The organism is Lysinibacillus sp. Ag94 (assembly GCF_023242215.1).
In the GTDB taxonomy this organism is placed as follows: domain Bacteria; phylum Bacillota; class Bacilli; order Bacillales_A; family Planococcaceae; genus Lysinibacillus.
This window is the reverse complement of record NZ_CP096780.1, coordinates 368,195-387,081: the sequence shown is the minus strand read 5'-3', so window position 1 is coordinate 387,081 and position 18,887 is coordinate 368,195. Positions and strand designations below refer to the sequence as shown.

Below are 18,887 nucleotides of genomic sequence, written 5' to 3'. Positions count from 1 at the left end.
GGATGGCGTCTTCTTTTTTATCATGAAAAGGATAAGGAAAACGGGGCTAGCATATCGCTAACCCCGTTCCAATCGCTTCATTTCGAAGACCCTTACTTATTTGATCCAGCCCAAAATCATTTCTCTTAGCAATTTAGAAGCTGTATTGGCGACTGGCGTTTCACTTTCGTCGCAGAATGCATTATTTAGTGTTTCTGGTTTTATTTAATCCAGCCCAAAATCATTTCTCTTAGCAATTTAGAAGCTGTATTTGCTGTCATTTCAGATGAGTCGTAAATTGGTGCTACTTCAACTAGGTCAAAGCCCACAACATTGACGTTACTTGCTGCAATCGCATGGATTGACGCTAGTAATTCTTTTGATGTAATCCCTCCGCAATCTACTGTTCCTGTACCAGGTGCATGTGCGGGATCAAGTACATCTATATCAATTGTTACGTAAACATTACGTCCTGCTAAAGACGGCAATACTTCTTTTAATGGTTCTAGCACTTCAAATTTTGAAATGTGCATGCCATTCTCCTTTGCCCATTCAAACTCTTCCTTCATTCCTGAACGAATACCAAATGAATAGACATTTTTTGGTCCGATATGTTCAGCAATTTTACGAATCGGCGTTGAGTGAGAAAGTGGCTCCCCTTCATATTCCACACGTAAGTCTGTATGTGCATCGAAGTGGATAATTGCTAGATCATCGTATTTTGCAGATACAGCTTTCATAACAGGCCACGATACTAAATGTTCGCCACCCATACCTACAGGAATCTTGCCGTCTGCTAAAAGCTTCTCGATATACTTTTCAATTTCATCTAATGAGCGCTGTGCATTACCGAATGGTAACGGTATATCACCCGCATCAAAATATTTCACTTCATCTAGCTCACGGTCTAAATATGGACTATATTCTTCTAGCCCAATAGATACTTCACGGATACGCTGTGGACCAAAACGTGAACCCGGACGATAACTAACTGTCCAGTCCATTGGCATACCATAAATGACCGCCTGAGCATCCTCATATGTAGGATGACTTTTTATAAAAACGTTTCCTGAATAAGCTTCATCAAATCTCATTACTCAACCTCCACTATATAAAAAATTATTACATTCATTTTCACCACTAGAGTTGATATCCGTTCTGGGCATTTCTGGAGCTCCCATCCTCATACTCCAATCACCTTATTGATATGACATCTGTTCTAGCAAATGTCATTCAAATCCTTCAATAGGATGAACCTTTTATCATTACTCTATTAAGGACTTACAGGAATGTAATGAAACCTCTATCCTTGTATCCTCGTATACATTATTGGAACGTCTAGCAAAATTCGATTAAAATCTACAAAGTGTTTTTTTTGTCGAACACTAGCATTTCAAACAGTACAAAAAAAGTATAGATGTTTTTGAATAAAGTGCAATAGTTTTTACCAATAATTTCGATTAAATACGAATGTTCAGACACATACTATACGCAAGTGTGAGAAAACGAGGTGAAGTCGGATGCAAAGAAAAAGCTATCAACGTAAACAAAAGCGTGTAAAGCGTACGCGTAAAGTTCTTACCCTTTTTATCGCCTTTACATCTGCAATTGTAGTAGCATTTATAGCTTTACGCGTCTATGTTCAAGTGGCTGGTGCCCCACCTTTAACCGTACCTAAAGCGTCTATTTTCTTAGATGAAAATGAGAACCAAATCGGAGATCACTTTACGAATGAACGACGTTATTGGGTTGGGCGTGATGAGATGTCCCCCTATTTAGCAAAAGCGGTAGTCGCTGTTGAGGATAAAGATTATTATAAGCACAGCGGTTTTGATTTTTCTCGTATCGCTGGTGCAATATTAGTTGATCTTAAGGCTGGAGGTAAAGTTCAAGGAGCAAGTACAATTACGCAACAATACGCTCGAAATCTATATCTTTCACATGAAAAATCATGGACACGAAAATTAAATGAAGCACTGTATGCTTATAGATTAGAAGTTTTTTATGATAAAGATGAAATATTGGAAGGCTACTTAAATACTGTTTACTACGGACATGGTATGTACGGCGTAGAAGCAGCTAGTCGATTTTATTTCGGAAAATCAGCAAAAGATTTAACATTAGCAGAAGCTGCAATGTTAACAGGAATTCCAAAAGGTCCAAGTATTTACTCTCCTATTGTCAATCTAGATAAAGCAACTAATCGCCAACACGTTATTTTAAAACTGATGGCTGATCAAGGTGCTATTACGCAAGATGAAAAAACACGTGCAGAAAGTGAAAAACTTGTCTTAAAGAATGATAGCTGGGTTGCAGCAAAATCTGTAGCACCATTTTTCCTAGATGTAGCATGGCAAGAGGCTAGTGAAATTTTGAAATCGAAAAATCTCGACATTAGTGAAGGTGGCTGGACTATCCAAACAACTCTTAATCTAGAACACCAAAAGGCAGCAGAGGGTGCTGTAGCCAAACATATGCCTAATGATGATCTTCAAACTGCTTTTGTTAGTATGAAATCCAAAACAGGCGCTGTTACAGCATTAGTTGGTGGTCGTGACTATGCTACAAGTTCATTTAACCGAGTTACACAGGCAAAACGTCAGCCAGGCTCAACCATTAAACCTATTTTATATGCAGCAGCTTTAGAGAATGGTTATACACCTTTAACCTATTTAGATGTAGGTGAGACAACTTTCACTTATGATCATGGACGTGCCACATATGCACCCAAAAATGTTAATGGCAAATTTGCAAACCATGATATGTCAATGGCCCAGGCTATCGCTATTTCAGATAATATTTACGCTGTGAAAACTTTAGAGGAAATTGGATTTAAAGCATTTCATAATATGGCTGATCGCTTCAACGTGAATATCGGTACTAAGGACAATTTATCCATCGCGCTTGGAACGACTGAAACAACATTATATGAAATGACGAATGCGTATAATATTTTAGCATCGCAAGGTAAAAAAACTACGCCTACTACTATTGTTTCTATTAAAAATGCGAATGGCGATATCATCTATGAAAATAAGGAAGCTGATAAAGAAGATGAGACTGTTCTATCAAAAGAAAATACGTATATCTTAACAGAAATGATGACGGGTATTTTCGATCCAGTCTTTAGTGATTATTCTCCAGCTACAGGGATTGGCATTCGCTCTCGCATGACGCATACGTATGCAGCCAAATCTGGCTCTACAAATAGCGATCAATGGTTAATTGGATTTACACCTAGCTTAACTGCTGGCGTGTGGAACGGCTATGACCAAGGAAAAAATCTAACAGAAAGAGAAGATACTGCATCTACAAAGCAAATTTGGATCGACTTTATGGAGGCTGTCAATAAAGGAACAAAGAACGAAGATTTTGCAAAGCCTAAAGACGTTAAAGGTGCGGTCATCGATATTGAATCAGGTAAGTTAGCAACAAATGCCTGCCCAAAACAACGTCTCGTTTATATGGAGGCGAAAGATGTACCAACTGAAAAATGTTCAAACTTCGATATTCTCGATACGAATACGTGGGGAAAATTCTGGAATATGCTTCCATTCTCCATCTTTAAAGATTAACATGCGGAACCTTTATCGGAGATAGACGTTTTAATTAACGAAGGCTCTCGACAAAGTCCAGACATATACGAAAAAGAAAAGCTTTCTCTTCCCCGGAGCCGTGTCCGTGGGAACAGAAAGCTTTTCTTATTTATGGTTCGCGAAGTAGATGAGCATCATGGGGCATTTGGCTTGGGTTTGGGTTGTTCAAATGCCGCATAGCGCTCATCACATTCGCAGAACCAAGCGTCCTAGCTTACTAAAATGTAAGCTCTGCATCAAGTTTACTTTGTTTCAAATCCACTTTCAACCTTATATCGAAAGCGATCGCAAAATGTCACATATTGTTCAATCATTGTAGGTCTATTAAACAAATAAATCTTGACGCAATTGCTCCTCACTACGTGCCCACAAGTCCGGATTAAGCTCTTCTAGGAAAGAAGCTAACACCTTTTTAGATGGTGCGTCCATATGTTCAACAATAATATGACGTTTCATAGATTTATCCATTTTATTCACATGATCAGCTAAAATTTTATAGCCCCGACGTTTTTCGCGATTGACTACCATTTCACATGCAGTTACACCTGCATAGTAAGGTCCATCCGCTTTATGGTCTATCGTCACCCAAACTAACCAATACGGTTTCCCACCTTCTGAATCAGCACGATCTGTCGTAAATTTAATACCTCGTTCCACATCACTGCGAGCATGCATAGCACCAATTTCAACTGATGCCGTCCCCTCTTCTATATCGATAATGACTGGCGATACGTTTTCAAGCGAAAGCGAACCGATACCAAATCCCTTATGTCCGTCTGTTGGGTCATTTTTAATAATAGTAAAGCCCATTTTTTGTTTTTCTTTTTCTTCATTTGCCATACTTTAACTACCTCCGTTCTGCTATTATAAAAGTAAAGCATAGTTAAGCGCATTAGCACCGGAATGAACACGACACTGGCATTGCGCATATGCCTAAATACAAGTAAGAAGTTTATACTTTCTTATAAACACTATACAACATTATTCAATAAAGGAGGCAATATTATGCCATACGTAACAGTGAAAATGCTTGAAGGTCGTACAGAAGAACAAAAACGCGCACTAGTAAAAGAAGTAACAGAAGCCGTTTCTCGTACAGTTAATGCGCCACCAGAAAATGTAACAGTCTTCATCGAAGAAATGTCTAAAAACCATTACAGTGTTGCAGGCGTGCGCTTTAGCGATAAATAAAGAGTAACACGGGTAGAGCATATAAAGCTCTACCCATTTTTACCGTATTGTAGCCTTATAGTGCCTTGCAACGTTTGGAAAGCTATATTGCTTCGTTAGCTTCGTTTTTCGGTTTTAGCGGCGGAATTTGGCCTTTTACCGGCGATTCTCCTTGTTTTAGCGGCGGAATTTCACCTTTTACCGGCGATTCTCCCTGTTTTAGCGGCGGAACTTCACCTTTTAGCGGCGATTTTCCCTGTTTTAGCGGCGGAGCTCGACCTTCAATCGTTAACTCTAATTTCAATATTGGATGTGATCTATGAAATGAATAAATTTAAATTATCACTACTCATTTGTATGCTCATCATTGGCCTCTTACTTATTTTTATTAATCCCATTCAAAATGCAATTATCGCTCATTTAAGTAAACAACTAAATACAACTGATTACAGTGTAGACGATATTGAAAAAAACAAAAACGCGGATGTCGATTTTGAATTTGAAGCGGTGCAATCTCTATCCATTGCTGAAGTTTTAAAAGCTCAAACAACCGCAAAGAAAATGCCTGTTATTGGTAGCATCGCTGTTCCTAGTGTTGGTATGAAACTTCCTATCGTCAAAGGAGTTGGTAATGCCTCTCTTGCCGTTGGAGCAGGCACTATGAAGCCTAATCAAAAACTCGGTCAAGGAAACTACGCATTAGCAGGTCATTACTTTGAGGAAAAAGATATTTTATTTGGCCCCTTATACAAGGCAAACATCGGGGATACGATTTATTTAACGGATTTAACAAATATTTATGAGTACAAAATAACAATCAAGGAAATTATTGCTGCTACAGATGTTTATGTTATTAACGACATCCCCGATAAAACTATTTTAACCCTCGTGACATGCGCTGATAGAGGCACGAAACGACTTGCTGTACAAGCAGATTTTGTCGAGCAATATCCGTTCGACCAAGCACCTGCAAAACTATCAGAAACTTTTTAGTATAAAAAACATTAATACGAGTTATTTTTAAGCTAAACTAATTTCTGCATTAGTTTAGCTTTTATTTGTGATTAATATTATATTTAGGAATATTTGTTAAAATCAATTAAATTGGGTGTAAAATCGCACCTTATTTAACGAACGGCTGGTTTGTTGAAGAAAGGTTGTAATGTAGATATTGTTAAAAAACAAGAGTATTTCTATGGTAGGATTTTATTAAAAAGGGGAAAATTAAATGTTAAATCGTGTCATTCAACAGTTTGGATTGCAGGTAGTATCAATTAATGAGGTTGAAGACTCCTTTAGTTCAACAGTTTATAAATGTACTTTGTCTAATAGTGAAAATGTTTTTTTGAAAATTCCTTTTTCAAAATTGAAGTATCAGCGAGAGTTAGAAGCTTATGAAATCTTAAAAGGAAGAGTTTCCATTCCTGTAATGTTAGATTTTTGGTCTGGTGATGCGGAGTGTGCTGGAGCTTTTTTATTATCTGAATTAAAAGGAAAACCGTTAACATCTAAGGCTACACCATCAGTTGCGTACCAAGTCGGGGTTCTTCATGCTGAAATGCATTCTACTCGTCCTCCTGCAAATAAAGTGTTAGCGGGTATAAAAAATGAATTTACGAACTGGTCAAATTTTGTTGAACACCAATTTTATAGTTTTGCTGAAGATGTAAAGGACATTTTGGATGAACAATTATTTAAAAAATCCATTGAAAAATTTGAAAAGATGAAACAACAGCTCCCGTCTCCAGATGGCCCAAGCTTTGTACATATGGATTTTCGTCCAGCAAATATAATTGTTGATAATGACAAAGTTTCAGGAATAATAGATTTTGAAAGCGTAAGATTTGGTTCGACAGAAATCGATTTTACCAAACTGTATCGAGATTTTTTAAATGTTGATGTTAACTTGTTTAATGCATATCAAGAAGGCTATAACAGTATCAAGCCATTAATTGCCTTAGAAAATGTATTACCTTTCTATCGATTTACAGATGCATTCAATAGTATTGGATGGTGTAAACGTCGAGGAATTGAAAAAAATGCGTTATTTCTAGAAGAAAATTTAGTGAGATTAAAAAAATGGTTACTATAAAATATTGGTGATTTTCTCTGTTTGTGATGGAAGAAAAGGTTGGCTAACTTTAAATACTAATAATTGATATTTACTCGTTATTCCTTTTGGACAATAATCATACCAATACAATTCTTTAATAAATTATACAAAAATAAAAAAGCACATTACTAAACTTTTTGTTTTTAGTAACGTGCTTTTTATTGAATGTGTAACATTTTATGAAAGTGTTACCAAATTATTACCTGTACTTTGAAAATTATTTTACTTCTGTATTGCGGCGACGCAATAAGAATAATGCACCTAGAACGAGAGCCACACCAATTAGTGTAAGAGCTGTTTGGTTTGCTCCATTTGTTTGTGGCAGTTTACCTTGCGCCTTTAACTGCGCTTCCATTTCTTTAGCATCTGCTTTGATTTTGTCAATATCAAGTGATTTTGCTACTTCTTCCTGTTCCTCTTTAGATAACTTGTTGTATTTATCGAGGAAATCCTTATATGCATCTAAAGTGTCTTTATTTGCTGTAGAAGGATTGTATGGCTTTAAGTCTTTCCCTTGGTCAATGACTTCTTGTACAGATGGTTTTCCAGGTTTTGTTGGATTTTTCGAATCCGTTGTTGGGTTACCTGGATTTTCTGGATCAACTGGTTTCTCCGGTTCTGGATTTGGTTTGTTTGGATCAACCGGCTTCTCTGGTTCTGGAGCTGGCTTGTTTGGATCAACTGGTTTCTCTGGTTCTGGTTTTGGTTTGTTTGGATCAACCGGCTTCTCTGGTTCTGGTTTTGGCTTGTTTGGATCAACTGGCTTCTCCGGTTCTGGTTTTGGTCCAGGTCCTGGGCCAGGGTTTGGACCCGGTCCTGGTCCTGGGCCTGGATCAGGGTTTGGACCTGTGCCTGGTCCTGGGCCTGGATCAGGGTTTGGTTTTACTAATGCAGAACATGTATCTTTTACAGTAAATGAGCCAATTAAACTACTTCCTTCATATACATAGTACGTGCCTTGTTTAATAGCTTCGTTTGGCAATACAACCGTTCCAGTAATACTTGTTGTTAGAACTTCACTGTTGTCTAAACCTTTAACGATATTTCCATTAGTATCTTTTACCGTGATCTTTGCATTCGCATTAGGCATTCCATACTTAGTTTGTACAGTCAATGTAAACTCAGGACATGCAGGTGCTGCTGATATTTCTGCATTACATCTTTCTGAATATTTAACTGTTATTTGACCAATGAACAGATCACCTTGATATACACGATACTTACCAGAAGGAATTTTTGTAGGCTCAATAGTAATTTGCCCTAATTCATTTGTCGTTTGGTTTGTAGCAATAATTGCGCCTGTTTCATCTTTGATTGTGATATTGCTAACATTCGGACGTGGTTTATTATTTTCATCCTTCACCGTTAATGTGAATAGTTCACATTTTGGTGCTGGTTGAATTGATTTTTCACATTCGATATTTGTTTGGAAGGTACCAATTTTTTCACCACCAACTTCAACTGTGTAAGTACCTGGGTCTAAATCCCGTAATACAATAACACCTGTCTTAGTTGTTGTATTAATAATTTCTTTACCGGCAGCATCCTTAACAACGATTTTTGTAGTATTATCCGTAATTTTATTACCATCAACATCTTTTACTGTTAATTTGAACTCTTCGCATTTTGGTAATTGTTTAATGATAAATTCATGCCCACAATCTTTTGTATACGTTAAATTTACTGTTCCTAAGAATTGTTTACCTTCGTACACCAGATACTCGCCTGGCTTTACACCATTAGTAGGATTATTTTTGTTTGATTCAAAAATAAACTTGCCTGATGTGTCTGTTGATGCCTTTACTTCTGTAGTACCTGATTTTAATGTTAACTCTTTAATATTTGTACGGATATTTCCGTCTGTATCTTCAACCACGATTGTGAAGTTTTCACACTTAGGTGCTGGTTGAATTACATTTTCATCCTTACAATTATCATCGTATTTCACTGTAATGTTACCTAGCTTATTTCCATTTGAATCATAAACATCGTATTGACCAGCTTTAACTTGGTCTGGAGTAAAAGTAACTTTACCGTTTTCAACGGGATGATTTTCGGATATACCCGTCGCTTCACTTACTAATGTCACTGTTCCATTAACTAATTTACCGTCAATATCGTATACTGTTAATCCAAAATTTTTACATGCTAAACCACTTAATGGTTTGTTTTCAATTTCAATCACTTGGAAACCAGCATACTTACCTGATGTTTCGATTTCTTTTTCATCAAGTTCAAACTCTTTTGTTAATGGTTCATAGCCTGGCTGTGTTTCTTCAATTACTTTATATTTCTTACCGGCAGTACTTGGCGCTAATTTTAAGCCATAGTTTAAATAGCCATCTGCATTTGTTGTTTTTGACGCTAACACGGTGTTACCTGTGTATGGTCCTAGTAAGTCAAACTTAACGTTTTCCATTGGTAAACCTGTTGCTGCATCTGTTTTGATAATGACGAATGGTACTTTACCAACTTTACCACCACCATCATAAGTGAAGTTGTTTTTATTAAATACATCCTGACCATGATCACCATCTGTACTAGTATAAGCAACATCTACTGTGTTGTTTATACTCTCACCTGATGCTCCCATAAATACTGTTGAGTACGTAACGTAATATGCTTTATCACCATTAGGTAATTTTAATGTAAACGTACCTTTTTCAATATCAACGTTAAAATTAGCATCTGATAAACTAATTTCTTTACCACGAGTCGGTGTTGGGTTAGTTCCTGTAAAATTCATTTCATATACTTTAAATGAATCTTTTAAAATCAATTGGTTTGGATTACCTTCGCTGTCTTTATCTACAGTGTCAGTAATAACGATGTTATTTAATTGTGACTGTGCATAGTTAAACTTAAAACTCCAGTTAACTTGCGGAGAATTACCTACTTGTTTGCCTGTTTTATCTAAGATGTTCTTAGTATGAGAAACCGATACATCTTTCTCCCATTCTGCGTTAGGCTTAGTACTTGTATTTTCATACAATGCTGCTTTATTACTAATTGTAATGTCTGAACCATGTGGGAATACACCATCAGCATCTTTTGATGTATACGTCACCTTATAAGGTCCTTTAATCGATCCTAATTCGAGCACGATCTCATTTTTGTTAGGTGATGTATTAGTGTAATTTTTTGATGAGACTGGTTCAAATTGTCCTGCTGCATTTAATTGACCTTCAGTTACTGTAATACTAGTCACTTCTTGAGATGGATCTAATGTATCTTTAAATATTGCATTCTCAAATGTATTATAGTTAAAGTTTAGCTCAACATCCCAATGGAATGTTTTCGTTTCATAGTTATAATACCCATCTTTTTTACCATTTGCTTTTTGTTCTTCTTTAACCTTTTGCGTTGCTGAATCAGACGACTCTGATGTAAATATACCAGTGTCTTTCAATTTCACAGTATTCGTGTAAGTACGATCATTTGTACCAATATCTTTAATTTCATAATCTGTTGTATAGTTAATTTCAATTACACCATTAACAGGCTGTTCTAATTTAAGAATAAATCCTTTTTCTTTACCGTCAACTTCTGTTTTATCTAAAGTAAAGTCTTTAAACTCCTTACCATCAACTGTGACTGTTAAACTACCATCTTTTAATTTTAGTAATGAATCACCATACGTATCTTCAAATATTGTCCCAGCTTTCAACGCATATTTCGCTTGATTCGCTACAATCTTCCACGAGATTGTTTTATTTTGGTAGTCAACCCCAAGAGCAGATTTGTCTAATACTAGTTCATTCTTTTTATAATGAGAATAGGCGATACTTTCCAAGCCATCCTCACGAGTAACTGTATTTTTTACTTTAATTTCTGTTGTCGGATATACACCATCGGCAGGCTTAGTTTTGTATTTAATAACGTATGCTCCAGTTACATCGTCATTAAACGACAATTCGAAACCATTTGTTCTATTATGAGTTAAGTTATATTTTTCTTTAGCAACAAGTGTGCCATTCTCTTCATAAACGTCTACATTTCCGACTAAAATTTGTGTCTCATCCCATGTATCAGATAATATTGCCTGTTTTGCTGGAATATTACGCTTATTAAAGTTGTATTTAATGTTCCATTCCGTTGTTAAATCAGCAATATTAGGACCTGAACTTGACTTTTCTAAAGGTGTACCAAATTCAACATTCACATAAATTGGTTTTGTTGATGTTCCATTGTAAGTAGCAACGTTACCAAAGTTTGCATTTTCAACATTACCTGGATCGCCTACTTTTGTTTTATAAGTAATACGGTAACCTGTATGTTCCTTATTAGGTAAGTCAATTGTCATTGTATTATCGTTAATAGTTGTCGGTGGTGCTGGTGTTAATTCTTTACCTTCTGTTATAGCTCCCGTTGGAGAAATACTTAATTCTGTTACAGTTGGAATGCCTTCGAAGCTATGTTGATTAATTAATGTGTCAGTAAATATAGTATTACCAGTATTACTATTCACATCTAAGTTCGTATTAACATCTACTGTCCAAGTAATAAATTCACTATTTTTACCATCACGGTCTGCTTTACCTGATTTAGAAACTACTTGACCGCTATTTGCTGGTTGAAAATTCAATTCAATCGTCTGGTATCCTGGCACTTCAATATTCTGTAACCAACCATCACCTACAGATTGAAGTTCACCTTTAATAGTGAAATAAACATCTTCTACTATTGTACCCGCATTAGCTTCATCACGAATTTTATCCGTGAATGTAAGAGTAGCAGTTTGCCCTGAAACAACTACGTTACCAATTAAAGCACCTTGATAATATAAAGGTGTGTCTCCACTTAGACCTGCAAATTGACTCGGCAATGTATAAGTTAAAGTAGAACCTTCACTATACTGGTGACCTGGGGCTAAACCTAAATCCACTCTAAATTCTACAAAATCTCCAACTTTTCCTTGTGCCGATGTTCCAGAAACTTCTGCCCCATTAATTTTTAAAGTGATTTTCTCTTTAAAGTGAATATCTTCTCTATCAACAGGTAAACCAGGTGTTATTTGTTCATTCGGTGGCTGTGGTGATTCACCCTCTACTGGTTTGTTAGCATCGTCCCCTTCGCCCTTAAGGTCATCTTCACTTGGATTTTTATCTTCTGTACTTTGATTTTTATCCTCTGTACTTGGATCTTTGTCTACTGTACTTGGACTTTCATCTACTGTACTTGGATCTTTATCTACTGTACTCGGATTTTTATCATCCTCACTTGGATTTTTATCTTCTGTGCCACCTTCTCCATTTGTGCTACTAGTAATATCACTAGATTCTTTACCATCTTTTCCGATTTCTTGGTTATGATCTTGTTGCTCAGACTCTAATGGTGTTGAAGAGGTGTCTTCAATCGCAAACACTGATATCGGTGATAGCACTGTTTGGAATACGAGTAGCAATAAGATTATTGCTATGTTAAGTTTTTTAAATTTCCTCATGTTTCTCTCCTTTTCTAAGTTCAGAGGGATACCTATTGGTGTTTGCTGACGACGGTGCATCCTTTCTACATGTTGTAAAGGGATGCTACAAACATCAGTTGATCTCTCTTTCCTCCTATTCAGTTGTCGTCATACATTCTATTAAGTACTCAGAGTAGGTATTCATGATGACTTATGTATATTCGATGTACAATTAGAATGTATACATAGTACTTTTGTGACACATTCAATAATAGGCCTCACCCCCTTTAGGGTTTTTGGCTCATTATAAAAGATAATACTAAACAATTTCTAAACAATCACGGACTTTTTATTTAAAAGATTCTAAAAAATTCTATATTTTTTCCACTTTTTTCATCTTTATACACAACAAAAAAACAGTGAAAGTAACTCAATTAGAGTACATTCACTGTTTTTCACTATTTGTATGTTGGAATACTATTTAATTTGATTATTTTATATACATATTTTTATACATAAAAAAAATTTTTTATTTTTTCCCTTTTCCTTGAAGGATAGCTAATATTTTCTTCTTAATATCGGAATGGGTACTGTTGTCTTCTAAAAAATCTAGTGGAAAATAAACTTTATGATCTCGCTTCATGCGGCCAGAAATGGAATCAACAATAATAGATTCACGCGATAGCTCTCGTAGCTCTCCATTTTTCATTTCTAAGAAAATAGGAACACGCACTTCTTCCTCTCCAGGTCGATAAAAGTCATAAGGTAGATCTGCCGTCGTATCATGGACAAGATAATATTCTGGATTTAAATCAGCTTGCTTGAAGAGTTCTTGGAGTTTTTGATATTTATCCAACTCAACACCTGGGTCTAAATCGATGTACTGAAATAACTTTCGATTAACAAAACGGCGGCTTAAATCACGTAATATAGCATCTTCCTCTTGCATCCAAAGCTGAAAATATGTAAAAAGAATACTTTCATCTAATGCAAGATAGTCTTCAAGCGTAATTGAGTTACGGAAAAACGCTAAAAAGTGTGTAGGCTCGTGCTTAAATTTATAGCCTGCCAAGCTTAGCTCTTTAGCGCGTTTTAAAATATTATTTAAAACAACCTCTGCGCTGCGAGATACTGGGTGGAAATAAATTTGTAAGTACATTTGATAGCGGCTCATTATATAATCCTCTACCGCATGCATGCCCGTCGTCTTAATAACGACTTGATTTTTTCGCGGACGCATCACTCTTAAAATTCGTTCCATATCAAAATGACCATAGCTTACGCCAGTAAAATAAGCATCACGCTGTAAGTAATCCATACGATCTGCATCTATTTGGCTTGATATTAAACTGACAACCTGCTTATTCGGATATGTTTTTTCAATTACCTGTGATACTTTCTCTGGAAAATCAGCTGATACTTTTTTCAATACTGCATTCACTTCTGTATCGCCGAGTAAAATTTGCCTTGTATAAAATTCGTGATCAAGCTCGAAGACATTTTCAAAAGCGTGTGAAAATGGTCCATGCCCTAAATCGTGTAATAGGGCTGCACAAAGCACAAGCAATCGTTCATCCTCATCCCATTCAGGACGACCTGCAAATATATCATCTACTATACGGCGTACAATTTCGTAAACGCCAAGCGAATGACTAAAACGGCTATGCTCCGCTCCATGGAACACTAAAAACGTTGTACCAAGCTGGCGAATTCGTCGTAATCGCTGAAATTCTTTCGTACCAACTAGATCCCAAATCGCTTGATCCCGTACATGCACATAGCGATGCACTGGATCCTTGAATACTTTTTCTTCTTGTAATTTAGCTTTTGCATAATGTGTCAATTGTACAGCACCCCCGTTTCCTATTTGTTCTATTATATGCGATAAATATAGGACTAGCATACATATTTACTTTTAATTATAGAGACTATCAACCTAACTCACTGTATTCTCGTCTTAATTTAGGATTCAATTGACCTAATTTCTAAGCGATGAAGCGAAAGTAAAGCTTCCCATCCCCCGCTTTATACGCTCTTTCCATCGAAGTGGCTCTTCTTTCCGTCACTCCGAAGATTCTATCCGTCGCTCTGGCTCTTCTTTCCGTCACTCCGGAGGATCTATCCGTCGCTCTGACTCTTCTTTCCGTCGCTATTAAAAATCCAAAAAAACAAAAACTATCTTCAACTAGACTAGTGAAGATAGCGTTTTGTTTTACTTATTTTTTTAACTTTGCTAAAACCTTTTCCATTAGTTCTTCTTCCGTTAATGCGGCAACAGGACGGCTATTTACAAAGGTAAATGTTTTTTTACGTCCTGGGCCACAATAAGAATGACAGCCAATTTCGATGGTTGCATCAGGATCGATTTCCTTTAATTTTGGAATTAACGTTTTTAAGTTAACGGCCTGACATTCATCGCAAACTTTAAATTCGTTTGCCATTTTGTCAACAACCCTTTCTATATAGTATTTTTTTAACTTCTTTCAGCAGGTGTCTTGGTAGCGAAAGCGCAGCGTCAGCTACAGATGTCTTTTGACCGAAAGCGTAGCGACAGGTACAGATGTATTGGTAGCGAAAGCGCAGCGACTTGTACAGGTGGTTTCGCTACATAAGTGAAACGGCAGTTACAAATGTCTTTTTGTAGCGAAAGTATGCGTTAGCTACAGAAGTCTCCTATTCTATAGGTGGTGAGATAAATGCGGTTTTAGATCACTTTTTTAGCGGGTGTCCAAACATCCTAGCCTCCGGCGGATATCACGGAATCTTAATGGGACTCTTTGTGGTAAGCACAAAGCCGATTCTTAATTCAAAAATTCGTTTCTATTGAACGTATGACTTCACATAGTTAAGTATGTAGCATACGTACAAACCTACATCGGGTATTGTATCGCATTTTTCCCCTTGTATTCAAGCATAATAATTCTTCCACATAGATGAATAAAAGGTTAAAAGATTGGTCATGCTAATTGTAAATAAAAGTTCCAAATAAAGGTGGGAGGATTTTAATATGAGTAAAATAAGACAAGATGCTTGGTTAGAAGAAAACGATGAATTATTAGCTGAGGCGGTAATTCGCCATGTAACAGAAGGTAGTACACAATTAAATGCCTTTGAGGAGGCTGGTGATGCTTTAAATCGTACTGCTGCTGCATGTGGTTTTCGTTGGAATGCTGTTGTTCGTAAAGAATACGAGGAACAATTATCACAAGCAAAAAAAGAAAGAAAAGAAAGAATGCGAGTGTTGGGGGCTCCAGCAAGACGCCGTGCTTCTAGTATGTTTACAGTTAATAGTAGTGGTGCAGAGGGTAAATCAATTCCTCTTTCTGCATTAAATCTTGATATTGTCATAGCTTATTTATTACGTTTACAGCACTCTGGTGAAATAGGTAATGAGTCTACAAAATGGCGACAACTAGTACACGTAACATCTGAGAAAAATAAAAAACTAGAAAAAACTATAACACAGCTAGAAGAAGAAAATAGAGCTATTCGAAAAGATTACGAGCAATTTGTACAAATTATGAACCGAGCTCGACGACTAGTAACACTAGATGAAGAGGAAGAACGAATTGCACCTGTTTTTAAAATGGAGAAAAACGGAAATCTTGTTGTAAGTAGTCCTTATGCACAAGAAAACGGCGATGCGCTTAATTAGCAGCATCGCTTTTTTCTTTGAAACGATTTTTGATTAAAGTTTCGGTTCTAGCATTTTCTTATTCCGCTCTAAAACACGTTGTAAATAAAACGCATATTGCGTTAATTCTTCATCATGAAAAGATTCAGCCCGAATTTCTTCTGCCATATTGTGAAGAAGCTGCTGTAAACGAATAACAACGGCTTCCACTGTTAATGATGCATCAATAAGTTCGGATAATGACGCCATTACATCAGGGACGATTTTAGGATACGTAAATTTTGTTTCCTCACCTTTTAGACTTTCCTCATAAAAGTCACGAATGAGAGCTGCTCGTTCAGAACCGCTTCCTTCAATACATAAATAAATTTGCACCGCTACTCCTTGACGTAGGCGTCTCTGAGAAATACCAGCAAATTTCTTCCCTGCAATACTTAAATCATAAGAACCTGGACAATAGGAGCCTACGATTTCATAGGCTTCAATTTGATCCGATACTTCAGGGAACAAACCTTTTACTAGAGCTACCATGACATCATAGCCATCATTAATGCTTAGTGCTTCCGTTTGTTCAGATAAAACAATAGAAATATTCAGTACACCTTCATCAAGCACAACTGCTAATCCGCCTGAATTGCGTACAATAGGATCATAGCCACGTTCTTTGAGCAAGTCCATCCCCTGCTGCACATATGGTAAACGGTGATCCTGAATACCAAGCACAACCGATGCATCATGTACCCATGTACGAATAGTTGGTGGAGAAGATAATTGACCTACTAACTGACATAAAGTATCGTCTGTTGCAAAGGATTCAAGTGGCGATCTTTGCTTTGCGCTAATGGATTGATCGTAAAAACGCCAAATCGGCTGTTGTAAAATACTTTTCATGATTGGAACTCCTCTATCTACATCTATTCTCTTTAGAATACATTATCTATCGAAGGTGTCAAATTCGTGAAATGCAATCATGGACTTAGGGAATTTGTACAAACTATGATAAACTAAAATTTGAAAGATATTCACTTATAAAGGAGTGTTCTTAATAATGAATGAAGCAGCAATTACTTTAGATGGTTGGTACGCTTTACATGATTTCCGCTCAATTGACTGGGCTTCATGGAAACTAGTTTCTGCTGAGGAACGCCAAGCAGCAGTAGAGGAATTCATTGCATATTTAGAAAAATTAAACGAAGCTGATATCGCTAAAACAGGTTCTCATGCATTTTACGCAATCGTTGGTCAAAAAGCTGACTTTATGATTATGACATTACGTGAAACAATGGATGAGCTACAAGAGCTTGAAGCTGAATTCAATAAATTAGCGATTGCTGATTTTACAATTCCTACATATTCATATGTATCTGTTGTAGAGCTTTCTAACTATTTAGCAGGTGAGTCAGACGAAGATCCTTACCAAAATCCACATGTACGTGCTCGTCTATATCCTGAACTTCCACGTGCTAAGCATGTATGCTTCTATCCTATGGATAAACGTCGTCAAGGCAATGATAACTGGTATATGCTTTCAATGGATGAACGCAAATCTCTAATGCGTTCTCACGGTATGATTGGTCGTGGCTATGCTGGTAAAGTTAAACAAATCATTACTGGTTCTGTTGGCTTCGATGATCACGAATGGGGCGTAACACTATTCGCAGATGACGTACTACAATTCAAAAAATTAGTATATGAAATGCGTTTTGATGAAGTTTCAGCTCGCTATGGTGAGTTTGGTGCATTCTTCGTTGGTAACCTTCTAGATAACGAAAAACTTGTGAAATTCTTAACTGTCTAAAATGCTTTTAAATATTATCGCCTTGGCGTCATTGCGTCTCGGGGGCTTGATCATCATTCAGTAGATGTTTGGAAATGGATTTATCTCACTGACTTCGTGGGAGTCTTCAGCTGAATATAGATAAAAATGCGAGTCCATAGTCGTGGACTCGCATTTTTTAATATTCACTTTCTTCGCTGTTCTCTGATTCCAATATTAAAATAATTGTATGAATAAAAAAGCCCGTTAGAATCATAAGAAAAACTAAATACCAATTATATGGTTGATGATAGTATTCTGCTATACCAACTGCCATGAATGCACTTATGATAATTGCTACAAACGTACCAAAATTATGCATTATAACACTCCTTCATAAAAGCAAAAAATAATTTTCCACTTTAGTATGTCACAGTTTATTTTTAATATACTTACAAAACATTAGATTTCATCTACTTAATCAAAAAAATAAAAAAAGTGCCACCAACCTTGATGACACTTTCTTATTATAAAGACCTTTCATCGTTAACTTTCAAAATTAGTATAATCGTATGGATAAAAAATCCTACTACAATTATTAATATAAAGAGATACCAATGGAGTGGCTGTCCGTAAAAACTCCCTACTAAAAATGCCAGCACAGCACTCAACAAAATGCCTACCCAAACACCAATCTACATACTCTATCACCTCACATGTATTCAATACACATGCAATTTCCTATCCCATGTTCCCCATTCTATCTCTATTTATAAAATTTTGGCTCATCACCATAACGTGGGCTTGATTTCCGTTCCTGGCTAGGCGGTTTCCTTGGGACATCAGAAGAAAAAGTGTTTTCTAAGTGAAAGTGTATATCACGAGGCTCACAGGACGTGATGCTTTTGCATTCGTTCCCCTACCCGTTTACGCTCGGGGTCTTATCCGTGACGCTGTTTCCCAAGGACCTTATCTTCACGCCAATCAACTTATAGAGCAAACGTTTGGTGTTGAATATCTACTTTTACAGACTACTCGTATTACTAATATATGCGTAGCATTTTTAAATTGTGAATTTCTTTCAATTTTAATTATGTCCGGAATCAGATTTGCACTTAGGCTTACAGATGTTTTTTCGTGAAAGCGTGGCGTCAGCAGCAGCATGTAGGTCAGTTAACAGTTATCGCATAAGTGCGACCCTTTTCGATTACGTGACATCCACTGCCCCGCATTCA

At 36.6% G+C, this 18,887-nt stretch carries 14 protein-coding genes; 6 read left to right on the top strand and 8 right to left on the bottom strand.

Annotated features, from left to right (window positions below; all coding sequences use genetic code 11):
• Positions 1–200: 200 nt before the first annotated feature.
• Positions 201–1,073 (bottom strand): agmatinase, encoded by an 873-nt coding sequence (gene speB / locus MY533_RS01750; protein WP_142509221.1) that lies wholly within the window; start codon positions 1,071–1,073, stop codon positions 201–203.
• Positions 1,074–1,499: 426 nt separating this feature from the next.
• On the opposite strand from speB, the gene MY533_RS01745 reads away from it, so the two are divergent.
• The gene (locus tag MY533_RS01745) at positions 1,500–3,554 is read left to right on the top strand and encodes a transglycosylase domain-containing protein (RefSeq protein WP_248717797.1); all 2,055 of its coding nucleotides are present in this window, start codon (positions 1,500–1,502) and stop codon (positions 3,552–3,554) included.
• A gap of 345 nt (positions 3,555–3,899) precedes the next feature.
• On the opposite strand, the gene MY533_RS01740 is transcribed toward MY533_RS01745, so the two are convergent.
• On the bottom strand, positions 3,900–4,415 hold the full coding sequence (locus MY533_RS01740) for a YwhD family protein (protein ID WP_248717796.1): 516 nt from the start codon (positions 4,413–4,415) through the stop codon (positions 3,900–3,902).
• A gap of 165 nt (positions 4,416–4,580) precedes the next feature.
• On the opposite strand from MY533_RS01740, the gene MY533_RS01735 reads away from it, so the two are divergent.
• Complete coding sequence (locus MY533_RS01735) at positions 4,581–4,766, top strand: 2-hydroxymuconate tautomerase (protein WP_248717795.1); 186 nt, start codon at positions 4,581–4,583, stop codon at positions 4,764–4,766.
• An 82-nt stretch (positions 4,767–4,848) separates the two neighbouring features.
• Here the strand turns inward: MY533_RS01735 and MY533_RS01730 are convergent, their stop codons facing one another.
• On the bottom strand, positions 4,849–5,049 hold the full coding sequence (locus MY533_RS01730; protein WP_248717794.1) for a hypothetical protein: 201 nt from the start codon (positions 5,047–5,049) through the stop codon (positions 4,849–4,851).
• A 20-nt stretch (positions 5,050–5,069) separates the two neighbouring features.
• Between MY533_RS01730 and MY533_RS01725 the strand changes: the two genes are divergently transcribed.
• Both MY533_RS01725 and MY533_RS01720 read left to right on the top strand, forming a co-directional pair.
• Positions 5,070–5,738 carry a class A sortase gene (locus MY533_RS01725; protein ID WP_132360266.1) on the top strand — a complete coding sequence of 223 codons (669 nt, stop codon included), beginning with the start codon at positions 5,070–5,072 and terminating at the stop codon, positions 5,736–5,738.
• 235 nt (positions 5,739–5,973) lie between these two features.
• The gene (locus tag MY533_RS01720; RefSeq protein ID WP_248717793.1) at positions 5,974–6,837 is read left to right on the top strand and encodes an aminoglycoside phosphotransferase family protein; all 864 of its coding nucleotides are present in this window, start codon (positions 5,974–5,976) and stop codon (positions 6,835–6,837) included.
• Positions 6,838–7,075: 238 nt separating this feature from the next.
• Here MY533_RS01720 and MY533_RS01715 read toward each other — a convergent pair whose 3' ends face one another.
• From MY533_RS01715 to MY533_RS01705, 3 genes are all read right to left on the bottom strand, one after another.
• Complete coding sequence (locus MY533_RS01715; protein ID WP_248717792.1) at positions 7,076–12,301, bottom strand: collagen binding domain-containing protein; 5,226 nt, start codon at positions 12,299–12,301, stop codon at positions 7,076–7,078.
• Between the two features lie 490 nt (positions 12,302–12,791).
• A complete protein-coding gene (locus MY533_RS01710) occupies positions 12,792–14,165 on the bottom strand; it encodes an HD domain-containing protein (protein WP_371873289.1) in 1,374 nt (457 codons plus the stop codon).
• 313 nt (positions 14,166–14,478) lie between these two features.
• On the bottom strand, positions 14,479–14,703 hold the full coding sequence (locus MY533_RS01705) for a YuzB family protein (RefSeq protein WP_049667962.1): 225 nt from the start codon (positions 14,701–14,703) through the stop codon (positions 14,479–14,481).
• A 566-nt stretch (positions 14,704–15,269) separates the two neighbouring features.
• Between MY533_RS01705 and MY533_RS01700 the strand changes: the two genes are divergently transcribed.
• Positions 15,270–15,917 carry an RsfA family transcriptional regulator gene (locus MY533_RS01700; RefSeq protein ID WP_248717790.1) on the top strand — a complete coding sequence of 216 codons (648 nt, stop codon included), beginning with the start codon at positions 15,270–15,272 and terminating at the stop codon, positions 15,915–15,917.
• A 33-nt stretch (positions 15,918–15,950) separates the two neighbouring features.
• On the opposite strand, the gene MY533_RS01695 is transcribed toward MY533_RS01700, so the two are convergent.
• Complete coding sequence (locus tag MY533_RS01695) at positions 15,951–16,787, bottom strand: octanoyl-[GcvH]:protein N-octanoyltransferase (protein WP_248717789.1); 837 nt, start codon at positions 16,785–16,787, stop codon at positions 15,951–15,953.
• A 157-nt stretch (positions 16,788–16,944) separates the two neighbouring features.
• Between MY533_RS01695 and hemQ the strand changes: the two genes are divergently transcribed.
• A complete protein-coding gene (hemQ, locus tag MY533_RS01690; protein WP_248717788.1) occupies positions 16,945–17,694 on the top strand; it encodes a hydrogen peroxide-dependent heme synthase in 750 nt (249 codons plus the stop codon).
• Positions 17,695–17,851: 157 nt separating this feature from the next.
• Here the strand turns inward: hemQ and MY533_RS01685 are convergent, their stop codons facing one another.
• Positions 17,852–18,034 (bottom strand): hypothetical protein, encoded by a 183-nt coding sequence (locus tag MY533_RS01685; protein ID WP_248717787.1) that lies wholly within the window; start codon positions 18,032–18,034, stop codon positions 17,852–17,854.
• Positions 18,035–18,887 lie beyond the last annotated feature (853 nt).